Raw genomic sequence first — 22708 nt, forward strand, 5'->3', positions numbered from 1 at the left:
GGGGCGTGGCGCATCGTGCGCCTGTCGCCGCCATTTGACCAGCAGATGTGTCGGAGCCCGGTACTGACGCGTCGCGCGGGGGACCCGTGCACCCACCGTTGACCGGATTGGAGGACAATGCGGGCCTGATCACCCGCAGGAGCCACGCCCATGATGGAGCGTTACGACGTCGGACCGCGCATGTCCGAAATGACCGTGTACAACAAGGTCGCCTACCTCTCCGGCCAGATTCCGGAAGACACCAGCCAGGACATCACCGGCCAGACCCGGCAGGTGCTGGCGGAGATCGACAAGCTGCTGGCGCTGGTCGCCAGTGATCGCCAGCACGTGCTGCGTGCGGAAGTGTTCCTGGCCGACATCGCCGACTTCGACGGCATGAACAAGGCGTGGGACGAGTGGGTGGTCGAGGGCGCGACCCCGGCCCGCGCAACCTTCGAAGCCAAGCTCGCCCACGCCGAGTGGAAGGTCGAGATCGTGGTGACGGCAGCGGTGCCGTAACTGCGGGATGGGGTCAGATCCCTTTCCTGCGGAAAGGGATCTGACCCCTGTTACAGGCGCACCAGCTCGATGCAATCCACCGGGCACGGGGGGATGCACAGCTCGCAGCCGGTGCACAGGTCGGCAATGACCGTGTGCATGTATTTGGCGCCGCCGACGATGGCGTCCACCGGGCAGGCCTGGATGCACTTGGTGCAGCCGATGCAGTCGGCTTCGACGATCAACGCCACCTGGGCCGCCTTGTGCTCGCCGCGCGAACGATCGAACGGAATCGCCGGTACACCCAGCACCTGCGCCAACGCCCGTGCACCGGCGTCGCCACCCGGCGGGCAGCGGTCCACACCGGCCTCGCCACGTGCCATTGCCTGCGCATACGGGCGGCAGCCGTCATAGCCGCATTGCCCGCATTGGGTCTGCGGCAGCAGGCGGTCGAGGCGTTCGGTCAGGGGCGGGATCAGGCTCATGCGTGGCGAAGGCTGCGCGTTGGGTTATTTCAGGGGCTTGCCGCGGAACCAGCGCTCGTGGGCCAGCGCCAGCATCGGCTTGTCTTCGGAACTGTCACCGTAGGCATGGATGCGCACGTAGCGCGACAGATCGAACTGGCGGCGGATGTGCTCGACCTTGCGCGGGCCGCAGTCGCCACCAGCGTAACGGCCGGTCAGGCGGCCGTCCTGGCTTTCCAGCCGGTTGCAGATCAGCTGCAGGCCCAGCTGCTCGCACCACGGCCGCAGGTACAGGTCCAGCGAGCCGGACACGATCACGACGGTGTGCTGCTGTTCCTTGTGCCAACGGATCTGCTCCAGCATTTCCGGGCGCACCACGTCGGGCAGGAACTCGCGCGAGAAGCCTGCGGCCAGCGTGGCGATGTCATCGCTGTGGCGGTCACTGAAGGTCAGGCGGGTGACGCGTGCACGGATGCGTTCGGCCGAGATCAGCTTCAACCTGTACGCGGCCAGCCACGGCCCGACTTTCCACCATGCCTGTGCCAGCTGTTCGGCGGTGGCCACGCGGCGCAGGAAGCGGCCATAGGTATCGCAGGTGGTCACGGTGTGGTCGAAGTCGAACAGCGCCAGTTCCATTGCGTTGCTTCCCATCGCGTTGCCTCCCGGGGCCGGAGCTGCCGGCGGGCGTGGCCGTAACCACGCCCGCTGCAGGCATCAGCGAACCGGCATGCCCGGCTGCGCGCCGCTGTCGGCGTCCAGCAGCGCCAGTGCGCCACCGTCGAAGCCGGCCGACAGGATCATGCCTTCGCTCAGGCCGAAGCGCATCTTGCGCGGGGCCAGGTTGGCGATGAACACCACGCTGCGGCCCACCAGCTTCTCCGGTTCGCCGTAGCTGCCACGGATGCCGGAGAAGATCTGGCGCTTGCCCAGCTCGCCGGCGTCCAGTTCGAAGCGCAGCAGCTTGTCCGAACCTTCCACGAACTCGCAGACCAGCACCTTGCCGATGCGCAGGTCGAGCTTGGCGAAATCGTCGATGCCGATGTAGGCCGGGGCGTCGGCGCTCTTTGCTTCGTCCTTGGCCGGGGCCGGGGCCGGGGACGGGGCGGCCGGCTTGGCAGCGGGGGCAGCGGCAGCCGCCGGCTGCAGGGTGTCCTTGGAGGCGTCGATCATGGCGTCAATCTTCTTCGGGTCAATACGGGTGAACAGCGGGGTGTACTCGGTGATGCGGTGTCCCAGCAGCGGTTGCGCCAGCTCGGTCCAGTCGTTCACCGGCGCGGCCAGGAAGGCCTCGGCCTGCGCGGCGGTGGCCGGCAGCACCGGCTTCAGGGCGGTGACCAGCACGCGGAACAGATTCAGGCCCTGGCTGCACACGGCCTGCAGCTGTGCGTCGGCACCTTCCTGCTTGGCGATGACCCACGGCTTGACGTCGTCGATGTAGCGGTTGGCTTCGTCAGCCAGGGTCATGGTCAGGCGGATCGCTGCGGCCGGGTCATTGCGCTCGTAGGCTTCACGGATCGGCGCCAGGCCATCGACGAAGCGCTGGTATTGCGCCGCATCGGGCAGCTGCGCGGCCAGCTGGCCGTCGAAGCGCTTGCTGATGAAGCCGGCGCAGCGGCTGGCCAGGTTGACGAACTTGCCGACCAGGTCGGCGTTGACGCGGGCGATGAAGTCGCCCAGGTTCAGGTCGAGATCGTCGACGCCACCGCCGGACTTGGCGGCGTAGTAGTAGCGCAGCGCTTCCGGCTCCAGGCCGGCATCGAGGAAGGTACGGGCCATCACGAAGGTGCCGCGCGACTTGCTCATCTTGGCGCCGTCCACGGTCAGGTAGCCGTTGACGTGCAGGCGGGTCGGCGCGCGGTGGCCGGTTCCGTGCAGTACCGCCGGCCAGAACAGGCCATGGAAGTTGACGATGTCCTTGCCGATGAAGTGGTGCAGTTCGGTGGCGGTGCCGGCACGCAGGTGCGCTTCGAAGTCCTCACCGATCCTGCCGCACAGGGTCTGGAAGCTGGACAGGTAGCCGATCGGTGCATCCAGCCAGACATAGAAGTACTTGCCCGGCTGGCCGGGAATCTGGAAGCCGAAGTACGGCGCATCACGCGAGATGTCCCACGCGCGCAGGCCACCTTCGGCATTGAGCCATTCACCCAGCTTGGCCTTCACGCCCGGCAGGGCGACATCGCCGGCCAGCCATTCGCGCAGGAACGCATCGAAGTGGCCCACCTCGAAGAAGAAGTGCTCCGAATCGCGCATTTCCGGCGTGGCACCGGAGATGACCGAACGCGGTTCCTTCAGGTCGGTCGGTGCGTAGGTCGCGCCGCAGACTTCGCAGTTGTCGCCGTACTGATCGGGACTGCCGCAGTTCGGACAGATGCCCTTGACGTAGCGGTCGGGCAGGAACATGCCCTTGGCCGGGTCGTAGAACTGCGCGACCGAACGGCGGCTGATGTGGCCGGCCGCTTCCAGCTTCAGGTAGAACTGCTCGGTCAACGCCTTGTTGGCCGCCGAATTGGTCGAGTCGTAGTGGTCGAAGGCCACGCCGAAGGCGGCGAAGTCACGTTCGTGGCTGGCCTGGATGTTGGCGATGAAGGTTTCCGGGGTGACCCCGGCCTTTTCCGCGGCCAGCATGATCGGTGTGCCGTGGGTGTCATCGGCGCAGACGAACCAGGTCCTGCCGCCGCTCATTCGCCGCGCACGTACCCAGATGTCAGCCTGGATGTAGCCGACCAGGTGGCCCAGGTGCAGCGGGCCGTTGGCGTAGGGCAGGGCGGTGGTGACGAGCGCGGTACGGGTCATGGTCGCGGGTGGATCCGAGGGGAACCGCAGATTATCGCATGCCCGCAACGACGTGACCCGGCCGGGGCCGGGTCACGGGTTGACGGAGGTGCGGGGCGCTTATTCGCGCTGCCAGGTCTGCGCGCGGCAGATGAAGGCGATGCAGCCGGACACGTCCAGCCGGGTGCCGCCGGGCTGCAGTTCCATCTTCGACTTGTAGGTCTTGCCGTTGGCCGGGTCGAGGATGGTGCCGCCGGACCACTTGTTGGCGCCGTCGGCCTTCAGGTTCCAGAGGATGGTCATGCCCTTCACCGGCTTGTTCCTGTTGGCGCCTTCACAGCCGTCACAGACCGGGTTCGGGCCCTTGTCCGAGTGCAGGATGTCGACCACCTTGCCGGTCAGCGTGCCGTTGGGGGCCTGGGTGATCTCGACGATCGACTTCACCTTGCCGGTCTTGTCGTCGATGGTCTTCCAGCGGCCGGCGGCGCCGTCGGCGGCCTGCGCCGAGAGTGCGGCCAGGCACATCGGCAATGCCAGCAGCAGGGTCTTGAAGGTCTTGCGCATGGTCCCCTCCCAGGGTTCATTCCGGCACGGTGCCGGCATGGGTCGACTGTATACCCATTCGGCGGAGTATGGGGAAGGGGGGGGCGTTGCAGGGTTGCGCCCTGCACCTGCGGTAGTGCCGGCCGCTGGCCGGCAACCTCAACGGCAACGGCAACGGCAACGGCAACGGCAACGGCAACGGCAACGGCAACGGCAACCGCAACGGCAACCGCAACGGCAACCGCAACGGCAACCGCAACGGCAGCGGCGGGATTCCGTGGGATGGCGGGGCGGTGTGGGTGGGCAGGACACGCCGTAAACCCATCCATGGGGGCTCGATGGCGCCATCCATGGCGCCAACGGTCCTGCCCACCCACACCGCCCCACCTCTGACAGATTTCTGCGGCTGTGGGTAGGTGTCGACCTTGGTCGACACAGATCCATGCCATGCGTGGATGACGTTTCCGGTGGCGGCGATGGGGTCAGACCCCTTTTCCGTCGGAAAAGGGATCTGACCCCCAGGAACGTCAACCGACTTCGTACAGCTCCAGCGGCAGGCCATCCGGGTCGGCGAAGAAGGTGAAGCGGCGGCCGGTGTATTCGTCCACGCGGATCGGTTCGCAGTCCACGCCGTGGCTGGCCAGGCGTTCTATGAACGGCTCCAGCGCAGCGACCCGGAACGCGAGGTGGCGCAGGCCCTGGGCCTCCGGGCGGCTGGGGCGGGGCGGTGGCGAGGGGAACGAGAACAGTTCCAGCTGGCTGCCGTCGGGCAGGGCCAGATCCAGCTTCCAGGAGTCTCGCGCGGCGCGGTGGTTCTCGGCCAGTACGCGCAGGCCGAGGATACGGACGTAGAAGTCTTTTGAACACGCATAATCGCTGCAGATCAGTGCCGCGTGGTGGATGCCCAGCAGGGCGTCGGAACCGGTGTTCATTGCAGGGTGTCCAGCCAGCGCTGGGCGATCTTCTGCGCCAGCGGGTACGGTTCGGGATCGTTGCGATTGGTCAGCACGATCACGGTCAAGTGCTTTTCCGGGTATCGCACGATCACGTTTCGAAAGCCGATGCTTTCGCCACTGTGCCATTGCACCGGGCCGTTCAGGCGCCATCCGAAGCCGTAGTGCGGCACATCCGGTTCGGATGTCGATGTGGCCGGGCTGAACATCGCGCGGCGCGAGGCCTTCGACAGCAGGCGGTCGTCGTACAGCGCCGCATCCCAGCGGGCGAGGTCGTCCAGCGAGGAGTAGATCCCGCCATCGCCGAGCACGGCACTGGTGGCGCTCTGGTCGGTGCGCTGCCAGCGGCCATCGATCCAGCTGTAGCCATAGGCGCGTGCGGCGATGGTATCGATGCCGTCCTGATGGGCCACGGTGTGGGCCATGCCTAGCGGGCGGAAGATGCGCTGTTGCAGGAAGGCTGCGAAATCCAGGCCGGAGGCGCGGCCGACGATCAGTGCCAGCAGCGCATAGCCGCTGTTGCTGTAGTGGTACTGCGTGCCCGGCGCGAAGTTCAGCCGGTCCTGGCGCGACAGCAGGGTCAGCACATCGGCGTCATGCACCTGCCGAGTGTCAGCCGGATCCATCAGGTCTTCGTAGTCGAGCAGGCCGCCGGTGTGCGAGAGCAGCTGGCGGATCGTGATAGCCGCGGCAGCCGGGGGCAGTTCGGGCAGCCACTGCCGGGCAGGTTGATCCAGCCCAAGCCGGCCATCCTCCACCAGCAGCAGCACCGCCGCAGCGGTGAACTGCTTGCTGACCGAGGCCAGCCGGAAGTTGCTGGCCGGGGTGACGGCGGTGCCGTCCTCCACCACCGCCAGGCCGTAGCCACGGCGGAACACCGCTTGCCCGTCGTGCAGCACCAGGACTGCAGCGCCGGGTACCTGGCCGTCGTAGGCCTGCATCAGCCCGTCGATGCCCGCATCCGGTGGTTTCAGCACCGGTGCGGCGATACCCGTTGAAGGCAGCAGGCCCAGCACGACGGCGAACAGGGCGACGGCAGGGCGCATGACGGCTCCGGAGGGGTCAAGGTGAAGGCGTGGGCGTAGTGCTGGCCGGCTGCACCATCCAGCGTTCCATCTTACGGTCAAGCACGTCCAGCGGCATCGAGCCGTCCTTCAGCAGTTCGGCGTGGAAGCGGCGCAGGTCGAAGGCGGCGCCCTGGCGCGCCTTGGCCTTGTCGCGCAGGGCAACGATGGTGGTCAGGCCGGCGACGTTCGACAGTGCCTGGCCGGGCTGGGCCATGATCCGCTCGACTTCGGCACTGGCGTCGTCGCTGCTCATGTCCACGGTCTTCTGCAGGTAGGTGACAGCCTGCTGCTTGCTCCAGCCCTGGGCGTTCACGCCGGTATCGGCTACCACGCGGGCGGCGCGCAGCAGGCGCGAGTACAGGTAGCCGATGCGGTCGTAGGGATCGGTGTAGATGCCCAGGTCCTCGCCCAGCGTTTCGGCGTACAGGCCCCAGCCTTCGACGAAGGCGAGATCGCCACCGAGGCGGCGGAAGCGTGGCAGCTTGGCCAGCTCCTGCTGCAGGCCCAGCTGCACGTGGTGGCCCGGGATCCCTTCGTGCAGGTACTGCACCGGCACGTTCCAGCGCTTGCGGCTGGGCAGGTCGCGGGTGTTGATGTACAGCACGCCCGGTTGCCCGGCCGCCGACGGCTGATAGGCGGCAGCGGCGGCGGTCAGTGCGCGCTCCGGCTCCACCGCACGGACCTCCAGCGGTGCCTTCGGCAAGGTATCCAGCACCTGCGGCAGGCGTGCGCTGACCTGCTGCTGCACCTGGCGGTAGCGGTTGATCAGCGTGTTGGCGTCGCCGTACTGGAACTGGCGGTCGTTGCGCATGCTGCGCAGCAGCTTGGTGGGAGAGCCGCGCAGCTTGGCATCCTTCATCACCGTGGCGATCTGCGCCTGCAGTTCCTGCACGCGCTGTTCGCCCAGCGCATGCAGTTGTGCGGCGGTCTGGTCGCTGGCGGTGGTCTGCACGATCAGGTTGGCGTACCAGGCCTGGCCATCGGGCAATGCGCCCAGGCCGCTGCTGGTGCGTGTGGCCGGCAGGTATTCGGTGGCGATGAAGCCGCGCAGGGCGCGGTAGGCCGGCATGATGCGCAGCTCGATCATGCGCTTGTATTCGGCGCTGATGCGCGCCTTGTCCTCAGCCGGGATGGTGTTCGGCATGGTGCGGATCGGCGACCAGAAAATGCTCTCCTCGGCGGTCGGCTTGATCACCGCATCCAGCTGCGGCAGCACTTTTTCCATCAGGTCGCGTGGTTGCACCACGCCGGCCTTCATGCCCTGGCGCATGTTGTCGATGGCCTGGTCGAACAGCTCGGGAATGCCCAGCGAACGGCGTGACCAGGTGTCGTAGTCCTGCACGGTGTTGAATGGCTGCGCGCCCGCACCGGAGCCGAGGATCGCCATGATGCTGCCGATGTTGTAGTACTGGCTGATCGGCATCATCCAGCTCGGGTAGCGCTCGGCGGCCAGCGATGCGCGCGCGTCGCGCACGAAGATCTCGTAGCTGAGCAGGTCCTGGCCCTGCAGGCCGTCACTGCCGAGCTTCTCGACCTTGCCCAGCCATTGCGTGGTGAAGTCGTGCGACTGCTGGCGCCAGGCGGCGGACAGGATGTTGGGCAGCTGGTCGTTGTAGCGGGCCTCGCCTTGGAAGGTCGCCTGCAGCGGATTCAACCGCATCGAGGCATCCCAGTATTCGTCGTACAGGCGCTCCAGCTGCACCTGCTTGGGTACGGCCCGGGCCGGGGCGACCGGGCGGGGCGCGGCGCGGCGCGCCGAGCTGCCACGCGCCGGCGCGGTGGCGCGGGCGGGCCTGGCCTTGGGCTTGGCAGCCTGGCGGGTCTGCGCAGCGGCAGGGCGGCTGGCCTTTTTCTTCGCTGCTTCGGCCGACGGCATGGCACTGAACAGGAACAACGCGGCAATGGCGGCGGCCAGGGCGCGGGTGGGATGCGGCATCAGGAGCTTCCGTGGAACACAGACCGTGGAGCTTGCACGATCCGGCCGCGTACGGCCAGCGTGAAGGCGCAGTCAGCTTTTTGCCGCTGGGGCTTCAGTCAGCCGCGGCCGCGGCGCGCAGGGCGGCGGCCCTGTCGGCGCCCAGGTAGCGGGTGATCGCGCGCCGCATCAGGTACAGCAACGGGATCAATGCGATCGCAAAGCCCATCTTGTAGATGTAGTTGACGCTGCTGACGGCCAGGAACAGCGACGTCGGCCAGTGCTGTGGGCCGAGCACGAAGGCGATCCAGATCACCACGAAGCTGTCCACCACCTGGGAGATCGCGGTGGATCCGGTCGCACGCAGCCACACGTGGCGCTCGCCGGTGGCCTGGCGGATGCGATGGAACACGGCCACGTCGATCAGCTGGCCGAGCAGGAAGGCCACCAGCGAACCGGCGATGGTCCACATGCCCTGGCCGAACACCGCGGCGAATGCCGCCTGGTAGTCCGGCACGCCGTGGCCGTCCATCGAGGTGACCCACCAGCTGGCCGGAGCCAGCGAGATCGCTGCGAAGGCGAACAGGAAGCCATAGGCGATCAGCACCACGGCCAACCACGAGATGAAGCGCACGCCGCGCTTGCCGAAAAACTCGTTGATCGTGTCGGTCATGATGAACACCACCGGCCACAGCAGGGTACCGGCGGTGAAGCTGAGCGAGCCGGTCTGGCCAAACAGGTTCCAGTTCAGCGGATCGATGCCGAGGGTGTCTTCCAGCGCGAAGATCTTCACCCCGATCAGTTCGGCCAGCACGGCGTTGCCGCAGAAGAACGCGGCCAGCACGATGAACAGCAGGACCGCGCGGTCCTGCAGCGGGCGCTCGATCGGCGCCGCGGTTGTCATTCGCTGCGTTCGCCTGCGCGCGTGAACGGAACGCTGGACGGTGCGACGGCACCGCCGGAAATGATGAAGCTCATGGCCTGGTCGACGGTCCAGTCGGTCGGGGTCAGCAGCTCCACCGGCACGATCTCCAGGTAACCCGAGGTCGGGTTCGGTGTGGTTGGCACGTACACCGCGGCCAGTTCACGGTCGGTACCGTGCTCCTTGATCACGCGGGTGACCAGCCCGACCGACTTCATGTCGCGGTGCGGGAAGTCGATCAGCACCACGCGCTGGGTGCTGCCCGGTTCGGTCTGCAACATGTCCAGCAGCTTCTTGGCGCTGTCGTAGATGATGCTGGCCAACGGAATGCGCTTGATCACCGCGCCGACCCAGCGCAGCAGGCGCTGGCCGAGCACACGGCGGCTGGCCACGCCCACCGCCAGGATCACCAGCAGGGTGGCCAGCAGGGCGATGGTGTTCTGGATCCACTCGGCACGGACCCAGCCGAGGTAATGCGGGAAGCTTGTCGCGATCTGCTCGGAAAGCGGCACCACCAATGGGCTGGAAATGCCCGAAAGCAGCACGAACACGAACTTGACCACGACCCAGGTCAGCCAGATCGGCAGCAGGGTCAGCAGGCCGGTCAGGAACAGGCGCTGCAGGGAGGGGCGGGGGACCAGGGCGGGGGCTTCGAGCGACATGCGCGCATTGTAGCGGCCACGGCCGGTCGATTACGCTGGGGGATCGACTGCGGCAACGATGCATGGAAGGGAAGCTGTGTTGAAGATTCTGCGCGGACTGGGCTGGGCCCTGGCAGGACTGCTGGTGCTGGCCATCGTGGTGTGGTGCGCCTCGCGCATGTGGCCGGTGCCGGAATCACGGCTGCAGGCCCAGCAGCGGTTGCAGGCCCGCCTGCCCGCTGATGGCCGCAACGGCTTTGCGCTGCTGTGGACACTCGCGTTCGACGATCTCGACCCGGACCAGCGCGATCAGGCGTTGGCCCGGGATGTACAGCGCTGGGAGGCGGATCCGCGCGGCAATGGCGGCGCCCGTCCGCAGCTGGCAGAAGACCACGTCGAGCTGCATTCACGGCCTTCGGCCAGCTGCGGACCGACCGCCAGTGACTGCCTCGGCCAGGTACGTGCGGACCCGCAGCGCTTCGTCGATGCCCACGCTGGCCACCAGCAGCTGCATGCGCGCCTGGACCAGCTGGCCGATGCGGATCACTTCGTGTCGCCGTTCCGGCCAAAAGGGGAAGGCATCCTGGTGCCGATGCCGGCCTATGGTTTGGTGATCGACGCCACCAGCGCACGCGCGCTGGCGTATGTGCAGGGTGATATCGACGGTGCGCTGCGTGGCAGTTGCCGGGGGCTGCAGCTGGGCCGCCGGCTGGTGACGGGCGGCAGCTACCTGGTGGAGAGCATCATCGGTGCCAGCCTGGTGCAGGCCAATGCCCAGCTGCTGGCCGACATGCTGGTCGAACTGCCGGCCGACCAACCGCTGCCAGCGGAATGCGAGCAGGCGATGAAGCCGATGCTGGCCGCCGAACAGAGCCTGTGCCGTGCGATGCAGGGTGAGTATGCGATGAGCAGGGCTGCGATCGAAACCTCGGCGCAGGAGTTCGGTGGTGTGCTGGTACTCGATCGCAGCAGCACCCTGGCGCGTGCGGCGGGCAACCTGGGCTGGGCCTGTGGTGCGGCGGCGATGACCGCGCTGGAGGCGGATCGTCCGCTGCCGGTACCGGCACCGCCGCAGCATGACTTCGGCTGCCTGTCGAACATCATGGGGTGCGTGCTGGCCGATATCGCGGGCCCGGCCTATCCCGCCTATTCGTCACGGCCCCAGGATGCCGCCGCGATGGTGCGGCTGATCGGTGCGCAACGCTGGCTGCGACAGCAGGCCGAGGACCCTGTGGTTGCGCTGAAGCGCTTGCCTGCCCAGTTCCGCTCGCAGGTGCGGGCACCGCAGTTGTCGGCCGATGGCCGCCGCCTGCAGGTAGCGCGGCGCTCAGCGCCGCGCAGCACCGACGAGAGCCCATGGTTGTCGGTACCGATGGTGGCGGGGGACGCCCCGCCCGCCGCCGCGCGCGACTGAGCAGCGGTGGCCAGTGCGCGCTGTCCTCGTCATCCTCGCGGCTGCCTTCGCTCCGCGTCGCACCGCACGGGCATACGCGCATACGCGCGCATCGGAGCCTCCCTGGCAGGGCAGCAGAGTACAGCGCCCGCGCCGGATCAGCGCGCGTGTGGCTTCAACCGCAGATAGACCTGCTTGCGCACCTGGGCGACCACCTCGCCGCTTTCGTCGACGACGTCGTTGCTGAACCAGCGCAGCACCTTCTCGCCGCCCGCTGCTTCGGCACGCAGTTCGGCCAGCAGCGCATCGTCGATGCGGAACGAGGTGCACACCGTGCCCCGGCCAGGCTTGAGGAAATCGATCGCACCGGCCCGGTCCCACACGTAGTAGTCACGGCCGAGGATGTGCAGCAGGCCCAGCATCCAGAACGGGTCGGTCATCGCGAACAGGCTGCCGCCGAAATGCGTGCCGACGTAGTTGCGGTTCCACGGCCGCAGCCGCAGCTCGACGTCGATCTGCCGGTAATCGGGCGTGATGCGGGTGACATGGATGCCGGTGAACAGGAACGGCGGCCACAGGTTGATGCCGAAGCGGAACAGGCGGGCGTTCATGCGGGTCCGGGGCGCGAGGCGAGGCGTCCAGTCTAACCATTCGCATGCGTATGTTGCACCCCGGGCGTGTGTCCAACGGCGGCGTGCATGTCCTGCCTCATGGGCCGTCGATCATGTACCCGTCGCGGCCGTTGGCCTTGGCCTGATAAAGGGCGGTGTCGGCGCCTTCCACGAAATGGTGGGGCTGCAGTTCGCCGTCGGGCACGCGGGTGAATACGCCAATGGTGAGCGTGACGGTATCGTCGCTGCCATCGCCCGGCGCCGGCAATGCGCGCACGCAGGCAATCAGGTCCTCAATCACCTGGCGTGCGCCCTCGGCCGGTGTATCCGGCAGCACCAGCGCGAATTCGTCGCCACCGTAGCGTGCGGCCATGTCGCGCGGGCGGCGCGCATGGGCGCCGATCAGGCGGGCGACATCACGCAGCACGCGGTCGCCGACCTGGTGCCCGTGGCGATCGTTATGGCGCTTGAAGTGGTCGACGTCGATCAACGCCAGGCTCAATGGCTTGCCGCTGCGCCGCGCTGCATCGCATTCCTGCTGCAGCGACTGCTCGAAGCGGAGGCGGTTGCCCAGGCCGGTAAGGGCGTCGCGGTTGGCCTGGCGGTGCCAGGCCGAGATCCGCCACACCGCCCAGACCAGCAGTGCCAGCGTCACGCCCAGCATCGCGCTGGCCGGCGCCCACCACAGGTCACTCGTGCGCAGCAGCAGCCAGCTCAGCAGGGCAGGCATCGGCAACGAACACAGCGCGACCAGCCAGGGCAGGCGCAGGCCGAGCAGGATCACGCACAGCGCCACCAGCACACCGCTGATGGCGTGCTGCCAGGCATGCGGTAGAACATCGATCTGCTTGTGCTGCAGCAGCATCGAGGTGATGTTGGCCTGGTACTCGCTGCCGCTCATCCAGAACTCGCGGGTGGTCGGGGTCAGCAGGCGGGGCGCGATGCCGCTGGCCGTCATGCCAACGACGATGCGGCGGCCATGCAGCATCGCCATGTCCACGTGGCCATCGAGAACGTCCGCATAGGACACCTGTGGCAGCCGCTCGGGGGGGCCGGCGTAGCGCACGCGAACGTAATCGTCGCGACGCCATTGATAGGGCGAGCCCAGTTCCGGGTCGGGATCGGGTAGGCCGCGTACGGCACCGGCAGGCAGGTCGGCCAGTGCCAGGCCCAGTGCCGGCCAGTGCGGCTGGCCGATACCTGCGTGCAGATAGACGCCACGGGCGACGCCGTCGCCATCCACCTCGACATCGGTGTGGCCAATGGCGGCAGCACTGGCAGCGATCTGTGGGATCGGCAGCATTTCCTCGGCCATGCGGTCGCCGGCCGCCGGTGCGGCCAGCACCGGCAGCACCACCCGGCCATTGCGTCGGATGGCGGCCGCCAGCTGATCATCCTGTCGGCTGTCACGGCGATCCGGTTCGGACAGCATCAGGTCCAGCGCGACGCGTTCGGCGCCGGCATCGGTCAGGCGGTCAAGCAGGCGTGCATGCACCGAGCGTGGCCAAGGCCACTGGCCGATGCGCTGCAGGCTGCCTTCGTCGATGGCGACGATCAGCACGCTGGGATCGGGGCGGTACTCCCAGTTGCCGACCAGCGCATCATAGGCCGCCTCGTCCTGCCGCCACAGCCATTGTCCCTGGCTGGCCACGACGGTCAGCACGCCGGCCAGCAGGGCCAGCAGGATCCGCTTCGACCATGGCAGCGGCGAGCGCCTCACAACAACAACCAGAGCAGCAGGGCACCGCCACCCGCGCCGTAGCACAGGCGGCACGGCAGCGGGACCTGCTGGGCAGGCGAGAACGCGCTGGCGTGGCCGTCATCGTCGATGTACTGCACGCGTACATGCAGGGTGCCGCTCCACGGGCGCTTGAAGCTCACCTGCGGATGATCCACGGTTTCGTCGACCAGCGGTGCCTTGAAGTCGCCGCGGCGATCCACCTGCACCCGGTAGCGTTGGCCTTCGCTGCCGGCCTGCCAGCGCAGCGTCAGCTCGCCGTGTGCGGCCTCGGGCGGTTGCAGTGCCGGGTCCACTGGTTCATTGCTCAGCTCCAGCGGCAACGCCTGGCCATAGCGGCCCTGTCGGCCTTCGCCATCGCGCGAAGCCACGCGCCAGTAGTACTGGCCGGGCGGCAGCGGTCGCGTCAGGCGCAGGTCGGTCGCATGGGTGGCCTGCTCCTGCAGGGGCTGCAGGAAGCTGGGCTCGGTGGCGATCTGCAGAACGCTGCTGCGCGCACCGGGGGCCTGGCTCCAGCGGAAACGCGGGCGGTCGCTGTTGATCGTCTGCCCATGCAGCGGCGATACGGTCAGTGGCGGTGGTGGCTGGTCACCGAGCTCGAAATCGGCGCTGGCATCCAGGCCTTCGACCCCCTGGGCGTCGACCGCGCGCAACAGGATGCGCAGCTGGCCAGGCGGCAGGTCGCCGATCGCCAGCCGGGTGTCGGCGGTGGTGGCGGCGAACAGGAGGATCTCCGGCGTTGCCGCCTGCACCACTTCCACCCGGTAATGATCGGCGCCATTGACCGGTTCCCAGGCAAGCAGGGTCGGCAGCGGCGCCAGGCGCAGCGCGTCATTGCGCAGCGCCGGCGCCGGCAGCAGTGCAGAGACCGCAGCGGGCGCCGCATCGGCACTGCTGCTGCGGGTGGCCTGGCCCGGCCGGACCAGGCGCTGGCCATGGGAGTTGCCGACCTGCACCTTGCCCTGCAGGACCTCGGTGGCACCGACGTGCCCGTCATCCCCGGCGCTGACCCGGAACACCGTGCCGCGCACGCTGCTGGTCGCGGTGGGCGCATCGATGATGTAACGCGAGGCGGGACCGCGCGCCGGCGTCACCCGGTTGCTGGCTCGCCCCTGCTGCAGGCGCAGTCGGGTGTCGACCATGCCGGTGTGGCCGTAACGGCTCAGCTGATCCAGGCGCAGGCGCGAGTACTCGCGCAGCTGCAGGCGCGAGGCATCGGCGAATTCCAGGGTGATGCTGGAGTCGCCTTCGGTCTCCACGGTGTCACCGATATGCAGCTGTTCGCCGGCCTGGAGCGCGCGGGTCGCCGTGCCATCGGCGCCTGCCAGCGCGACCTTGCCGCGCACGGACAGCACCCGGGCCGGCGCCGGTTCGGTGCGCAGCCAGCTGATCGGGAAGCGCAGCAGCTGGCCCGGCGGCAACTGGTAGGGGTTGTCGATGCGGTTGTGCTGCTGCAGCTGCTGCCAGCGTACCGAGGGCTTCAGGTAGAGCCCGCCCAGGTCCCACAGGGTATCGCCGGGCCGGACCCGATAATTCCAGTCCTGGGCGCCGGCAATGGCGGGCATCAGGAAGAGGGCGCAGAGCAGAGCGCCCGTTAAATGCATGGCGAACGACAGAGAGCGGACGACGGTCACAGTTTGCAATCCCGGCAATGCGGGGGTGCAGCTGCAAGACCCCATGGCCCCGACCTCATCCCCCCGAACGGATCGTGGCGACCGCGTGGCCACCAGCGCGGGCATTATTGCCCGCGTTCAGTGCAGGAATTCTGAACGGAGCGGGTTCCCGTTCAGAACAGCAGCGACGCCATCCTGCGGCGGTACTGGCCGACCAGGTCCTCGTCGGAGATCACATTGAAGGCGTCGATCAGGGCCTTGCGCGGCAGGCCTTCCTCGAATCCGCGGTCGATCCGCAGCATTTCCAGGAACTGGGCCAGCGCGGCCTCGTCATGACCGCCGAGCAGCAGTTGCACGCCACGCAGGTGGCGGGCCTTGAGGTCCTTGCCGTCAGCGGCGATGCGTGCCTCCAGCACCTCGGCGGCCGGGGCATCTTTCAGCGCGGCGGCGAAGGCCAGGCGGGCGCGGGCACGCACGGCGCGGTCGTCGGTAGCCAGATTGGCGGGCAAGCCGTCGATCAGGGTGCGTGCCTCGTCCACGCCACCGATCTGCAGCAGGGCCAGGGCCAGGCCGAGCTTCAGTTCATCCTTGTCCGGCTCGGCGGCGATCTGCGCACGCAGCACATCGACCTGCGCCTGCGGATCCAGCGGGGCGTCATCTTCGGGGGCAGCATCGCCCACATCGGCCGGTACGATGCCGTGCTGGGCCAGGAACTCACGCAGCTGGCCTTCCGGAATGGCGCCGGGGAAGCCGTCCACCAGCTGGCCGCCCTTGACCAGGAACACGGTGGGCACCGAGCGGATCTGGAAGGCCGCAGCGATCTGCTGTTCCTTGTCGACATCGACCTTGGCCAGCTCGAACGCACCGTTGTACTCGCCAGCCAGCTTTTCCAGCATCGGGCCCAGGGTCTTGCACGGCCCGCACCAGGTGGCCCAGAAGTCGACCAGCACCGGCGTCTGCAGCGACTTCTGCAGGACTTCGGCCTCGAAGGTCGCAGTGGTGGCGTCGAATACGTAGGTCGTCTCGGTCATGGGGAAAGCATCGCTTGGCATCTGGAGACCGATTCTATGGTGACGATCGATGTCCGTCTCAACCCTGCCGTCACATCGCGCGCGACGGCCTCGGGGGCGTGGCACGCAGCACAGCCCGTGGATCACCCGCTTTCCGGAGCTGACCGGCGTGCTGGCCGAGGTGCGCCGGAAGTACCCGGCCTCGGCCGCGCGCTTGGCGCACTGCGTCACTGCCGCGACAATGCGTTGATCCATTCTTTTCCGGGTGACTGCGCGCAATGTCCATGGTCCGGCTTGATCGTTGGTTGGGACTGCTTGCTGCAGTCGTGTTCGTCCTGGCTGTGTCTGGCTTCGGCGCCGGCCTGGAGGGCTATGCACAGGCCCGCCACCCGGTGGCGCTGCTGGGGGCGCGGGGCGTACCGCATGCGCTGGCCTTCAATCTGCTTGGCTTCGTGCTGCCCGGCGTGCTCGCTGCGGTGGTGGCTGAGCGCCTGCGCCGCAGCCTGCCCGCCACTGCCGGCTGGGCACCGAGGGTCGGCAGCCAGATGCTGCTGCTGGCTGGCCTGGGCTTTGCCGCGATGGGCTTGCTGCCGCTGGACGTGGACGATCTGCATGGGCCCGCCAGCCAGCTGCATGCCATTGCCTGGATGATCTGGGTGCTGGGCTTCGTCGCCGGAACCCTGTTGCTGGGCACGACACAGCTGCGTCAGGCGCATGGCCGCGCCCTGGGCGCCCTGGCCCTGGGCTGCGGCGTGCTGGCTGCGGTGGCCGCGTTTGCCCTGCAGGGCGTCCTGCCGGCGCCGCTGGCACAACGGCTGGCGTTCGCCTGCTGGGTGGCCTGGCTGGCCGCCGCACTGCCGCTGTCGCGCCAACGCTGAGACGGCTCCCGGGGCATCGCGGCGGCGCCCCCCAGGCAGGCAGGATTGGAGACGTTTGCCGCACTGCGGTACGCTGTACCGCTTTGCCGCCGCATCCGCGTGTTCCATGACCAGCGCTGAAACCAACGCCTACGACCCGCAGCAGGTTGAATCCGCCGCCCAGCAGTACTGGGACGCCACCCGTGCCTTCGAGGTCGACGAGACCTCGGACAAGCCGAAGTACTACTGCCTGTCGATGCTTCCGTACCCGTCCGGTGCGCTGCATATGGGCCACGTGCGCAATTACACGATTGGCGACGTGATCAGCCGCTACAAGCGCATGACCGGCCACAACGTGCTGCAGCCGATGGGCTGGGACGCGTTCGGCCTGCCGGCGGAAAACGCCGCGATCAAGAACAAGACCGCGCCGGCAGCGTGGACCTACAAGAACATCGACCACATGCGCAGCCAGCTGAAATCGCTGGGCTATGCCATCGACTGGTCGCGCGAGTTCGCCACCTGCCGTCCGGACTATTACGTCCACGAGCAGCGCATGTTCACCCGCCTGATGCGCAAGGGCCTGGCCTATCGCCGCAACGCGGTGGTGAACTGGGACCCGGTCGACCAGACCGTGCTGGCCAACGAGCAGGTCATCGACGGCCGCGGCTGGCGCTCCGGTGCGCTGGTGGAGAAGCGTGAGATCCCGCAGTGGTTCCTGCGCATCACCGACTACGCCCAGGAACTGCTGGATGGCCTGGACGAGCTGGATGGCTGGCCGGAATCGGTCAAGACCATGCAACGCAACTGGATCGGCCGCTCGGAGGGCCTGGAAATCCAGTTCGACGTGCGCGACGTCGATGGTGGCGTGCTGGATCCGCTGCGCGTGTTCACCACCCGCCCGGACACGGTGATGGGCGTGACCTTCGTGTCGATCGCCGCCGAACACCCGCTGGCGCTGCACGCAGCGAAGAACAACCCGGAACTGGCCGCGATGCTGGCCGACCTGAAGCAGGGCGGTGTATCCGAGGCTGAACTGGAAACCCAGGAAAAGCGCGGCATGGATACCGGCCTGCGCGCGCTGCATCCTGTCACCGGCGAGCCGGTGCCGGTGTGGGTCGCCAACTTCGTGCTGATGGGCTACGGCACCGGCGCGGTGATGGCCGTTCCGGGCCATGACCAGCGCGACAACGAAGTGGCCAACAAGTACGGCCTGCCGATCAAGCAGGTGATCGCGCTGAAGGATGCGCGCACCGACGAAGAGCGCAACTGGGACGGTAGCCGCTGGCAGGACTGGTACAGCGACAAGAGCCGTGCGTTCGAGCTGGTGAACTCGGCCGAGTTCGACGGCCTGGATTTCCAGGGGGCCTTCGAAGCCCTGGCCGAACGTTTCGAGCGCAAGGCCCAGGGCCAGCGCCGCGTCAACTACCGCCTGCGCGACTGGGGCGTGAGCCGCCAGCGCTACTGGGGCTGCCCGATTCCGGTGATCTACTGCGACAAGTGCGGTGCGGTGCCGGTGCCGGAGGAGCAGCTGCCGGTGGTACTGCCGGAGGACGTGGCGTTCTCCGGGACCGGTTCGCCGATCAAGACCGACCCGGAATGGCGCAAGACCACCTGCCCGGAATGCGGTGGCGCCGCCGAGCGCGAGACCGACACCTTCGACACCTTCATGGAGTCGAGCTGGTACTACGCCCGCTACACCTCGCCGGGTGCCCGTGACGCTGTCGACAAGCGCGGCAACTACTGGCTGCCGGTCGATCAGTACATCGGTGGCATCGAGCACGCGATCCTGCACCTGATGTATTTCCGCTTCTATCACAAGCTGCTGCGCGACGCGCGGATGGTGGACAGCAACGAGCCGGCGCGCAACCTGCTGTGCCAGGGCATGGTGATCGCCGAGACCTACTACCGCCCGAATCCGGACGGTTCGAAGGACTGGATCAACCCGGCCGATGTGGAAGTGCAGCGTGACGAGCGCGGCCGCATCACCGGCGCCACCCTGATTGCCGACGGCCAGCCGGTGGTGGTCGGTGGCACCGAGAAGATGTCCAAGTCGAAGAACAACGGCGTGGACCCGCAGGCGATGGTCGGCAAGTACGGCGCCGACACCGTGCGCCTGTTCTCGATGTTCGCCGCGCCGCCGGAGCAGTCGCTGGAGTGGAACGAGGCCGGCGTGGACGGCATGGCGCGCTTCCTGCGCCGCCTGTGGGCCCAGGTGCAGAAGCATGCTGCCGACGGTGCCGCCCCGGCGCTGGACGTTGCAGCACTGGATGCCAACCAGAAGGCGCTGCGCCGCAAGACCCATGAAACCATCGGCAAGGTCGGTGACGACTACGGTCGCCGCCACAGCTTCAATACCGCCATCGCAGCGGTGATGGAGCTGATGAACGCGCTGGCCAGGTTCGAGGACGACAGCGAGCAGGGCCGCGCGGTGCGCCAGGAAGCGCTGCAGGCCGTCGTGCTGCTGCTGAACCCGATCACGCCGCATGCCAGCCACGCCCTCTGGCAGGTGCTGGGCCATGGCGAGACGCTGCTGGAAGACCAGCCGTTCCCGCAGGCCGACAGCAGTGCGCTGGTACGCGATGCCCTGACCCTGGCGGTGCAGGTCAACGGCAAGCTGCGCGGCACCATCGAGGTGGCGGCCGATGCCGCGCGCGAGCAGGTCGAGGCGCTGGCGCTGGCCGAGCCCAACGCGGCCAGGTTCATGGAAGGCCTGACGGTGCGCAAGATCATCATCGTCCCGGGCAAGATCGTGAACATCGTCGCCGCCTGATGTACCTCGCACCGGCCACCCGCGCGGTGGCCGATGCCTTTCCAGAAGCAGGGCCGGGTGCTTGATGGCCCTGCATTCACGCGGCTTCGGGCACGCTGTGTGTTGCCGTGATCGCCCGGCTCCGCCAGACTGTCTCCATGACCCGAATCCTGCTTGCCCTCGTTCTTGTCCTCGGCCTCGCCGGCTGCGGCTTCCATCTGCGCAACAAGCTGATGCTGCCGACCGACACCGCCCCGGTGAAGGTGGTATCCACCGCCCCGTACAGTGAACTGGTCAAGCTGCTCAATCGCAGCCTGCTGGCCTCTGGTGCCAGGCTGGCCGATGAGGACAGCAAGGAACCCAGTACCCAACTGCAGGTGTTGTCCGAGCGCTGGGGTGACCTCCCGATCGCCATCGACTCGCAGGGTCGTGCGCAGGAGTACAGCCTGCGCTATGCGGTGATCTTCATCTTCCGCCGCGAGGATGGCAGCGAACTGGTGCCGCAGCAGGTGATCGAACTGTCGCGCGACTACGTGTCGCCGCCGACCGACGCCACCGGTACCACCACCGAACGCGAAATCCTGGCCACGGAGCTGCGCCGGGAAATGTCCGCCTCGATCATCCGCCGTATCGACAGCGTGGTCCGCGCCGAGATCGAGAAGGGGGGCAGCCTGTCCGCGCCGAAGGCCAAGCCGATCGAGGGCGCGGTGCCGGCAGAGCCTGCCGCCGCCGTCAAGCACTGAGCGGCAGCGACGATGGAACTGCGTCCGGAGCAGCTGGCCAGCCAGGGCGCTGACACCGCGTTGGCGCCGGTGTACCTGATCGCAGGCCCGGAAACACTGCGCGTACTGGAGGCCGCAGATGCCATCCGCGCGCGTGCGCGCGCCTCGGGCATCGGCGAACGCGAAGTGTTCGATGCCGACGGGCGTGATTTCGACTGGAACCAGCTTGACGCCAGCTTCAATGCGCCAAGCCTGTTCAGCGCCCGCCGCCTGGTCGAGGTGCGCCTGCCCAGCGGCAAGCCGGGCAAGGAGGGCGCCGAGGTCATCAGCCAGTTCTGCGCCAACCCGGCGCCGGACGTGGTGTTGATGATCACCGCCAATGAATGGAGCAAGGCCCACCAGGGCAAGTGGGCCGAGGCGGTCAGCCGCATCGGCGTGCTGTCGGTGGCATGGGCGATCAAGCCGCACGAACTGCCGGACTGGATCGAGCGCCGCCTGCGCGGCAAGGGCCTGCGTGCCGACCCTGCTGCCGTGCAGCGCCTGGCTGAGCGGGTGGAGGGCAATCTGCTGGCCGCCGCCCAGGAAATCGACAAGCTGGCGCTATTGGCCGACGGCCAGCCGTTGGATGTGGAACGGATGGAGTCGCTGGTGGCTGACGCTGCCCGCTACGACGTGTTCCGGTTGGTGGAGGCGACGTTCTCCGGCCAGCCGCCGGCGGTGCTGCGCATGCTGGCCGGCCTGCGCGGTGAAGGGGAGGCGGTGGCCGCATTGATGCCGATGGTGATCCGCGAACTGCTGGCGGGCGCAGGCCTGGCCCGCGTGCAGGCGCGTGGTGGCAACCTGGCCGCTGAAATGAAATCGCGCGGCATCTGGGAATCGCGGCAGGCGCCTTACAAGCGCGCGCTGCAGCGGCACCCGGAAGGCAAGCGCTGGGAGCGCTTCGTGGCCGAGGCGGGGCTGGTCGACCGCATTGCCAAGGGGCGCGCTGACGGCGACGCCTGGCTGGCGCTGGAACGCCTGCTGGTGGCCGTGGCCGAACCGCGTGCCGTGCGCCTGCTGGCGCGGGCCTGAGTGATGAGCCTGCGGATCTACTACGGGGGCACCTTCGATCCGGTGCACCTCGGGCACCTGGCGATCGCGCGTGCGGCCCGTGATGAACTGCAGGTCGCCGTGCGCATGCTGCCGGCCGCCGATCCGCCGCACCGCGCGGTGCCCGGCGCCACCGCTGAGCAGCGCTGCACGATGTTGTCGCTGGCCATCGGCGACGAGCCGGGGCTGCTGCTGGACCGTCGCGAACTGGATCGTGCCACCCGCTGCCCCGGTCGCCCGTCGTACACCGTCGACACCCTGCGCGAGCTGCGTGGCGAGCTGGGCCCGAGCCGGCCGCTGGCCTGGCTGGTGGGCGCCGACAGCCTGCTGGGGCTGTCCGGCTGGCACGAATGGGAGGCCCTGTTCGATCTGGCCCACTTCGTGGTGGCCGAACGGCCGGGCAGCCCGTTGCAGGCGTCGATCGATGGCGAGCTGGGGCGTGCCCTGCAAGGGCGCTGGGCCGACAATGAGCAGGCCCTGTTCGCCAGCCCGGCCGGGCGCATCCTGCGCCTGCACCACCCACTACGCGGGGAATCGGCCAGCGCAGTGCGCTCGCAGATTGCCGCTGGCGGTCCCTGGCGCGCACTGCTGCCCCCGGCCGTGGCCGACTATGTCGCTGCACACGGGCTGTACCGCCCGGCCACGGCGTGAATGGCGCGGCCGCGCCATCCCCGTATAATCGCCCCCACGTTTATCGAGTCGATCCACTTTGAGCAACCAGACCCAGCCCCAGACCATCAAGGTCGATCTGCCCAGCCCGCCGCCGTCCGTGCCGGAACTGCTGGCCAGCGTCCGCCAAGCCACCGAAGACCTGAAGGCCAAGGACCTGGTCGAGATCGACGTGCGCGGCCGGTCCAGCGTTGCCGACTACATGATCGTCGTTTCGGGCACCTCGACCCGCCACGTCAAGTCGATTGCCGATGAAGTCGTGCGCTTCGCCAAGAACATCGACGTGATGCCGCTGGGCGTTGAAGGCGAGCGCGAAGCGGAGTGGGTGCTGGTCGATCTGGGCGACGTGATCGTCCACGTGATGCTGCCGCGCGTGCGTGAGTTCTACGCGCTCGAGCGCCTGTGGACCGTCGGCGACCAGCCGCCGTCCAGCGACGACGAAGTGGCCTGAGCCGCACGTTGATGCATCCCTTCGACGGCGCCGATGGCGCCGTCGACGTTTT

Annotated in this window: 22 protein-coding genes; 9 read left to right on the top strand and 13 right to left on the bottom strand. The window is 68.0% G+C overall.

What is annotated here, in order from left to right; genetic code table 11:
• Nucleotides 1-150 precede the first annotated feature (150 nt).
• Nucleotides 151-498: a RidA family protein gene (locus AC5P7X_RS16970; RefSeq protein WP_005418155.1), complete on the top strand. Its 348-nt coding sequence runs from the start codon at nucleotides 151-153 to the stop codon at nucleotides 496-498.
• Nucleotides 499-548: 50 nt separating this feature from the next.
• Here AC5P7X_RS16970 and rnfB read toward each other — a convergent pair whose 3' ends face one another.
• From rnfB to AC5P7X_RS17015, 9 genes are all read right to left on the bottom strand, one after another.
• Nucleotides 549-962 (bottom strand): Rnf electron transport complex subunit RnfB, encoded by a 414-nt coding sequence (rnfB, locus tag AC5P7X_RS16975; RefSeq protein ID WP_005418154.1) that lies wholly within the window; start codon nucleotides 960-962, stop codon nucleotides 549-551.
• Between the two features lie 24 nt (nucleotides 963-986).
• Nucleotides 987-1577 carry an HAD family hydrolase gene (locus AC5P7X_RS16980; RefSeq protein ID WP_005418147.1) on the bottom strand — a complete coding sequence of 197 codons (591 nt, stop codon included), beginning with the start codon at nucleotides 1575-1577 and terminating at the stop codon, nucleotides 987-989.
• Between the two features lie 78 nt (nucleotides 1578-1655).
• The gene (gene metG / locus AC5P7X_RS16985) at nucleotides 1656-3734 is read right to left on the bottom strand and encodes a methionine--tRNA ligase (RefSeq protein WP_329843652.1); all 2079 of its coding nucleotides are present in this window, start codon (nucleotides 3732-3734) and stop codon (nucleotides 1656-1658) included.
• Nucleotides 3735-3833: 99 nt separating this feature from the next.
• Nucleotides 3834-4277 carry a DUF2147 domain-containing protein gene (locus AC5P7X_RS16990; protein WP_065179246.1) on the bottom strand — a complete coding sequence of 148 codons (444 nt, stop codon included), beginning with the start codon at nucleotides 4275-4277 and terminating at the stop codon, nucleotides 3834-3836.
• Between the two features lie 506 nt (nucleotides 4278-4783).
• The gene (gene gloA2 / locus AC5P7X_RS16995) at nucleotides 4784-5188 is read right to left on the bottom strand and encodes an SMU1112c/YaeR family gloxylase I-like metalloprotein (RefSeq protein ID WP_053498965.1); all 405 of its coding nucleotides are present in this window, start codon (nucleotides 5186-5188) and stop codon (nucleotides 4784-4786) included.
• The gene (locus tag AC5P7X_RS17000) at nucleotides 5185-6255 is read right to left on the bottom strand and encodes a serine hydrolase domain-containing protein (RefSeq protein ID WP_053498963.1); all 1071 of its coding nucleotides are present in this window, start codon (nucleotides 6253-6255) and stop codon (nucleotides 5185-5187) included. The genes gloA2 and AC5P7X_RS17000 overlap by 4 nt, the downstream gene beginning before the upstream one ends.
• A gap of 16 nt (nucleotides 6256-6271) precedes the next feature.
• Nucleotides 6272-8212: a DUF885 domain-containing protein gene (locus tag AC5P7X_RS17005; protein WP_053498961.1), complete on the bottom strand. Its 1941-nt coding sequence runs from the start codon at nucleotides 8210-8212 to the stop codon at nucleotides 6272-6274.
• A 94-nt stretch (nucleotides 8213-8306) separates the two neighbouring features.
• Nucleotides 8307-9095 carry a queuosine precursor transporter gene (locus AC5P7X_RS17010; RefSeq protein WP_065185485.1) on the bottom strand — a complete coding sequence of 263 codons (789 nt, stop codon included), beginning with the start codon at nucleotides 9093-9095 and terminating at the stop codon, nucleotides 8307-8309.
• Entirely contained in the window at nucleotides 9092-9775 is a 684-nt protein-coding gene (locus tag AC5P7X_RS17015; protein WP_005418129.1) for a DUF502 domain-containing protein, read from the bottom strand. The genes AC5P7X_RS17010 and AC5P7X_RS17015 overlap by 4 nt, the downstream gene beginning before the upstream one ends.
• A 76-nt stretch (nucleotides 9776-9851) precedes the next feature.
• Here AC5P7X_RS17015 and AC5P7X_RS17020 point away from each other — a divergent pair, with 76 nt between their 5' ends.
• Entirely contained in the window at nucleotides 9852-11168 is a 1317-nt protein-coding gene (locus AC5P7X_RS17020; RefSeq protein ID WP_171957210.1) for a hypothetical protein, read from the top strand.
• 137 nt (nucleotides 11169-11305) lie between these two features.
• Here the strand turns inward: AC5P7X_RS17020 and AC5P7X_RS17025 are convergent, their stop codons facing one another.
• The 4 genes from AC5P7X_RS17025 to trxA all read right to left on the bottom strand — a co-directional run bounded on the left by AC5P7X_RS17025 (nucleotide 11306) and on the right by trxA (nucleotide 16140).
• Nucleotides 11306-11758, bottom strand: a complete 453-nt coding sequence (locus AC5P7X_RS17025) for a DUF4442 domain-containing protein (RefSeq protein WP_053498955.1) — start codon at nucleotides 11756-11758, stop codon at nucleotides 11306-11308.
• A 97-nt stretch (nucleotides 11759-11855) separates the two neighbouring features.
• Nucleotides 11856-13478 (bottom strand): CHASE2 domain-containing protein, encoded by a 1623-nt coding sequence (locus AC5P7X_RS17030; protein WP_171957211.1) that lies wholly within the window; start codon nucleotides 13476-13478, stop codon nucleotides 11856-11858.
• On the bottom strand, nucleotides 13475-15175 hold the full coding sequence (locus AC5P7X_RS17035; RefSeq protein ID WP_329843597.1) for a FecR family protein: 1701 nt from the start codon (nucleotides 15173-15175) through the stop codon (nucleotides 13475-13477). Before AC5P7X_RS17035 ends, AC5P7X_RS17030 begins: the two co-directional genes overlap by 4 nt.
• 107 nt (nucleotides 15176-15282) lie before the next feature.
• Entirely contained in the window at nucleotides 15283-16140 is an 858-nt protein-coding gene (gene trxA, locus AC5P7X_RS17040) for a thioredoxin (RefSeq protein WP_329843595.1), read from the bottom strand.
• Between the two features lie 49 nt (nucleotides 16141-16189).
• Between trxA and AC5P7X_RS17045 the strand changes: the two genes are divergently transcribed.
• The 7 genes from AC5P7X_RS17045 to rsfS all read left to right on the top strand — a co-directional run bounded on the left by AC5P7X_RS17045 (nucleotide 16190) and on the right by rsfS (nucleotide 22656).
• Nucleotides 16190-16369 (top strand): hypothetical protein, encoded by a 180-nt coding sequence (locus AC5P7X_RS17045; RefSeq protein WP_141750768.1) that lies wholly within the window; start codon nucleotides 16190-16192, stop codon nucleotides 16367-16369.
• Between the two features lie 28 nt (nucleotides 16370-16397).
• Nucleotides 16398-16997 (top strand): DUF998 domain-containing protein, encoded by a 600-nt coding sequence (locus tag AC5P7X_RS17050; protein ID WP_495215188.1) that lies wholly within the window; start codon nucleotides 16398-16400, stop codon nucleotides 16995-16997.
• A 106-nt stretch (nucleotides 16998-17103) separates the two neighbouring features.
• Complete coding sequence (leuS, locus tag AC5P7X_RS17055; protein WP_005418117.1) at nucleotides 17104-19746, top strand: leucine--tRNA ligase; 2643 nt, start codon at nucleotides 17104-17106, stop codon at nucleotides 19744-19746.
• A gap of 137 nt (nucleotides 19747-19883) precedes the next feature.
• Complete coding sequence (locus tag AC5P7X_RS17060; RefSeq protein ID WP_005418114.1) at nucleotides 19884-20468, top strand: LPS-assembly lipoprotein LptE; 585 nt, start codon at nucleotides 19884-19886, stop codon at nucleotides 20466-20468.
• Between the two features lie 12 nt (nucleotides 20469-20480).
• Complete coding sequence (gene holA / locus AC5P7X_RS17065) at nucleotides 20481-21518, top strand: DNA polymerase III subunit delta (protein ID WP_070488900.1); 1038 nt, start codon at nucleotides 20481-20483, stop codon at nucleotides 21516-21518.
• Between the two features lie 3 nt (nucleotides 21519-21521).
• The gene (gene nadD / locus AC5P7X_RS17070) at nucleotides 21522-22187 is read left to right on the top strand and encodes a nicotinate-nucleotide adenylyltransferase (protein ID WP_005418110.1); all 666 of its coding nucleotides are present in this window, start codon (nucleotides 21522-21524) and stop codon (nucleotides 22185-22187) included.
• Between the two features lie 58 nt (nucleotides 22188-22245).
• Nucleotides 22246-22656 carry a ribosome silencing factor gene (gene rsfS / locus AC5P7X_RS17075; protein ID WP_005418109.1) on the top strand — a complete coding sequence of 137 codons (411 nt, stop codon included), beginning with the start codon at nucleotides 22246-22248 and terminating at the stop codon, nucleotides 22654-22656.
• Nucleotides 22657-22708 lie beyond the last annotated feature (52 nt).

This window comes from Stenotrophomonas sp. YJH_SMC_53, from assembly GCF_059369995.1.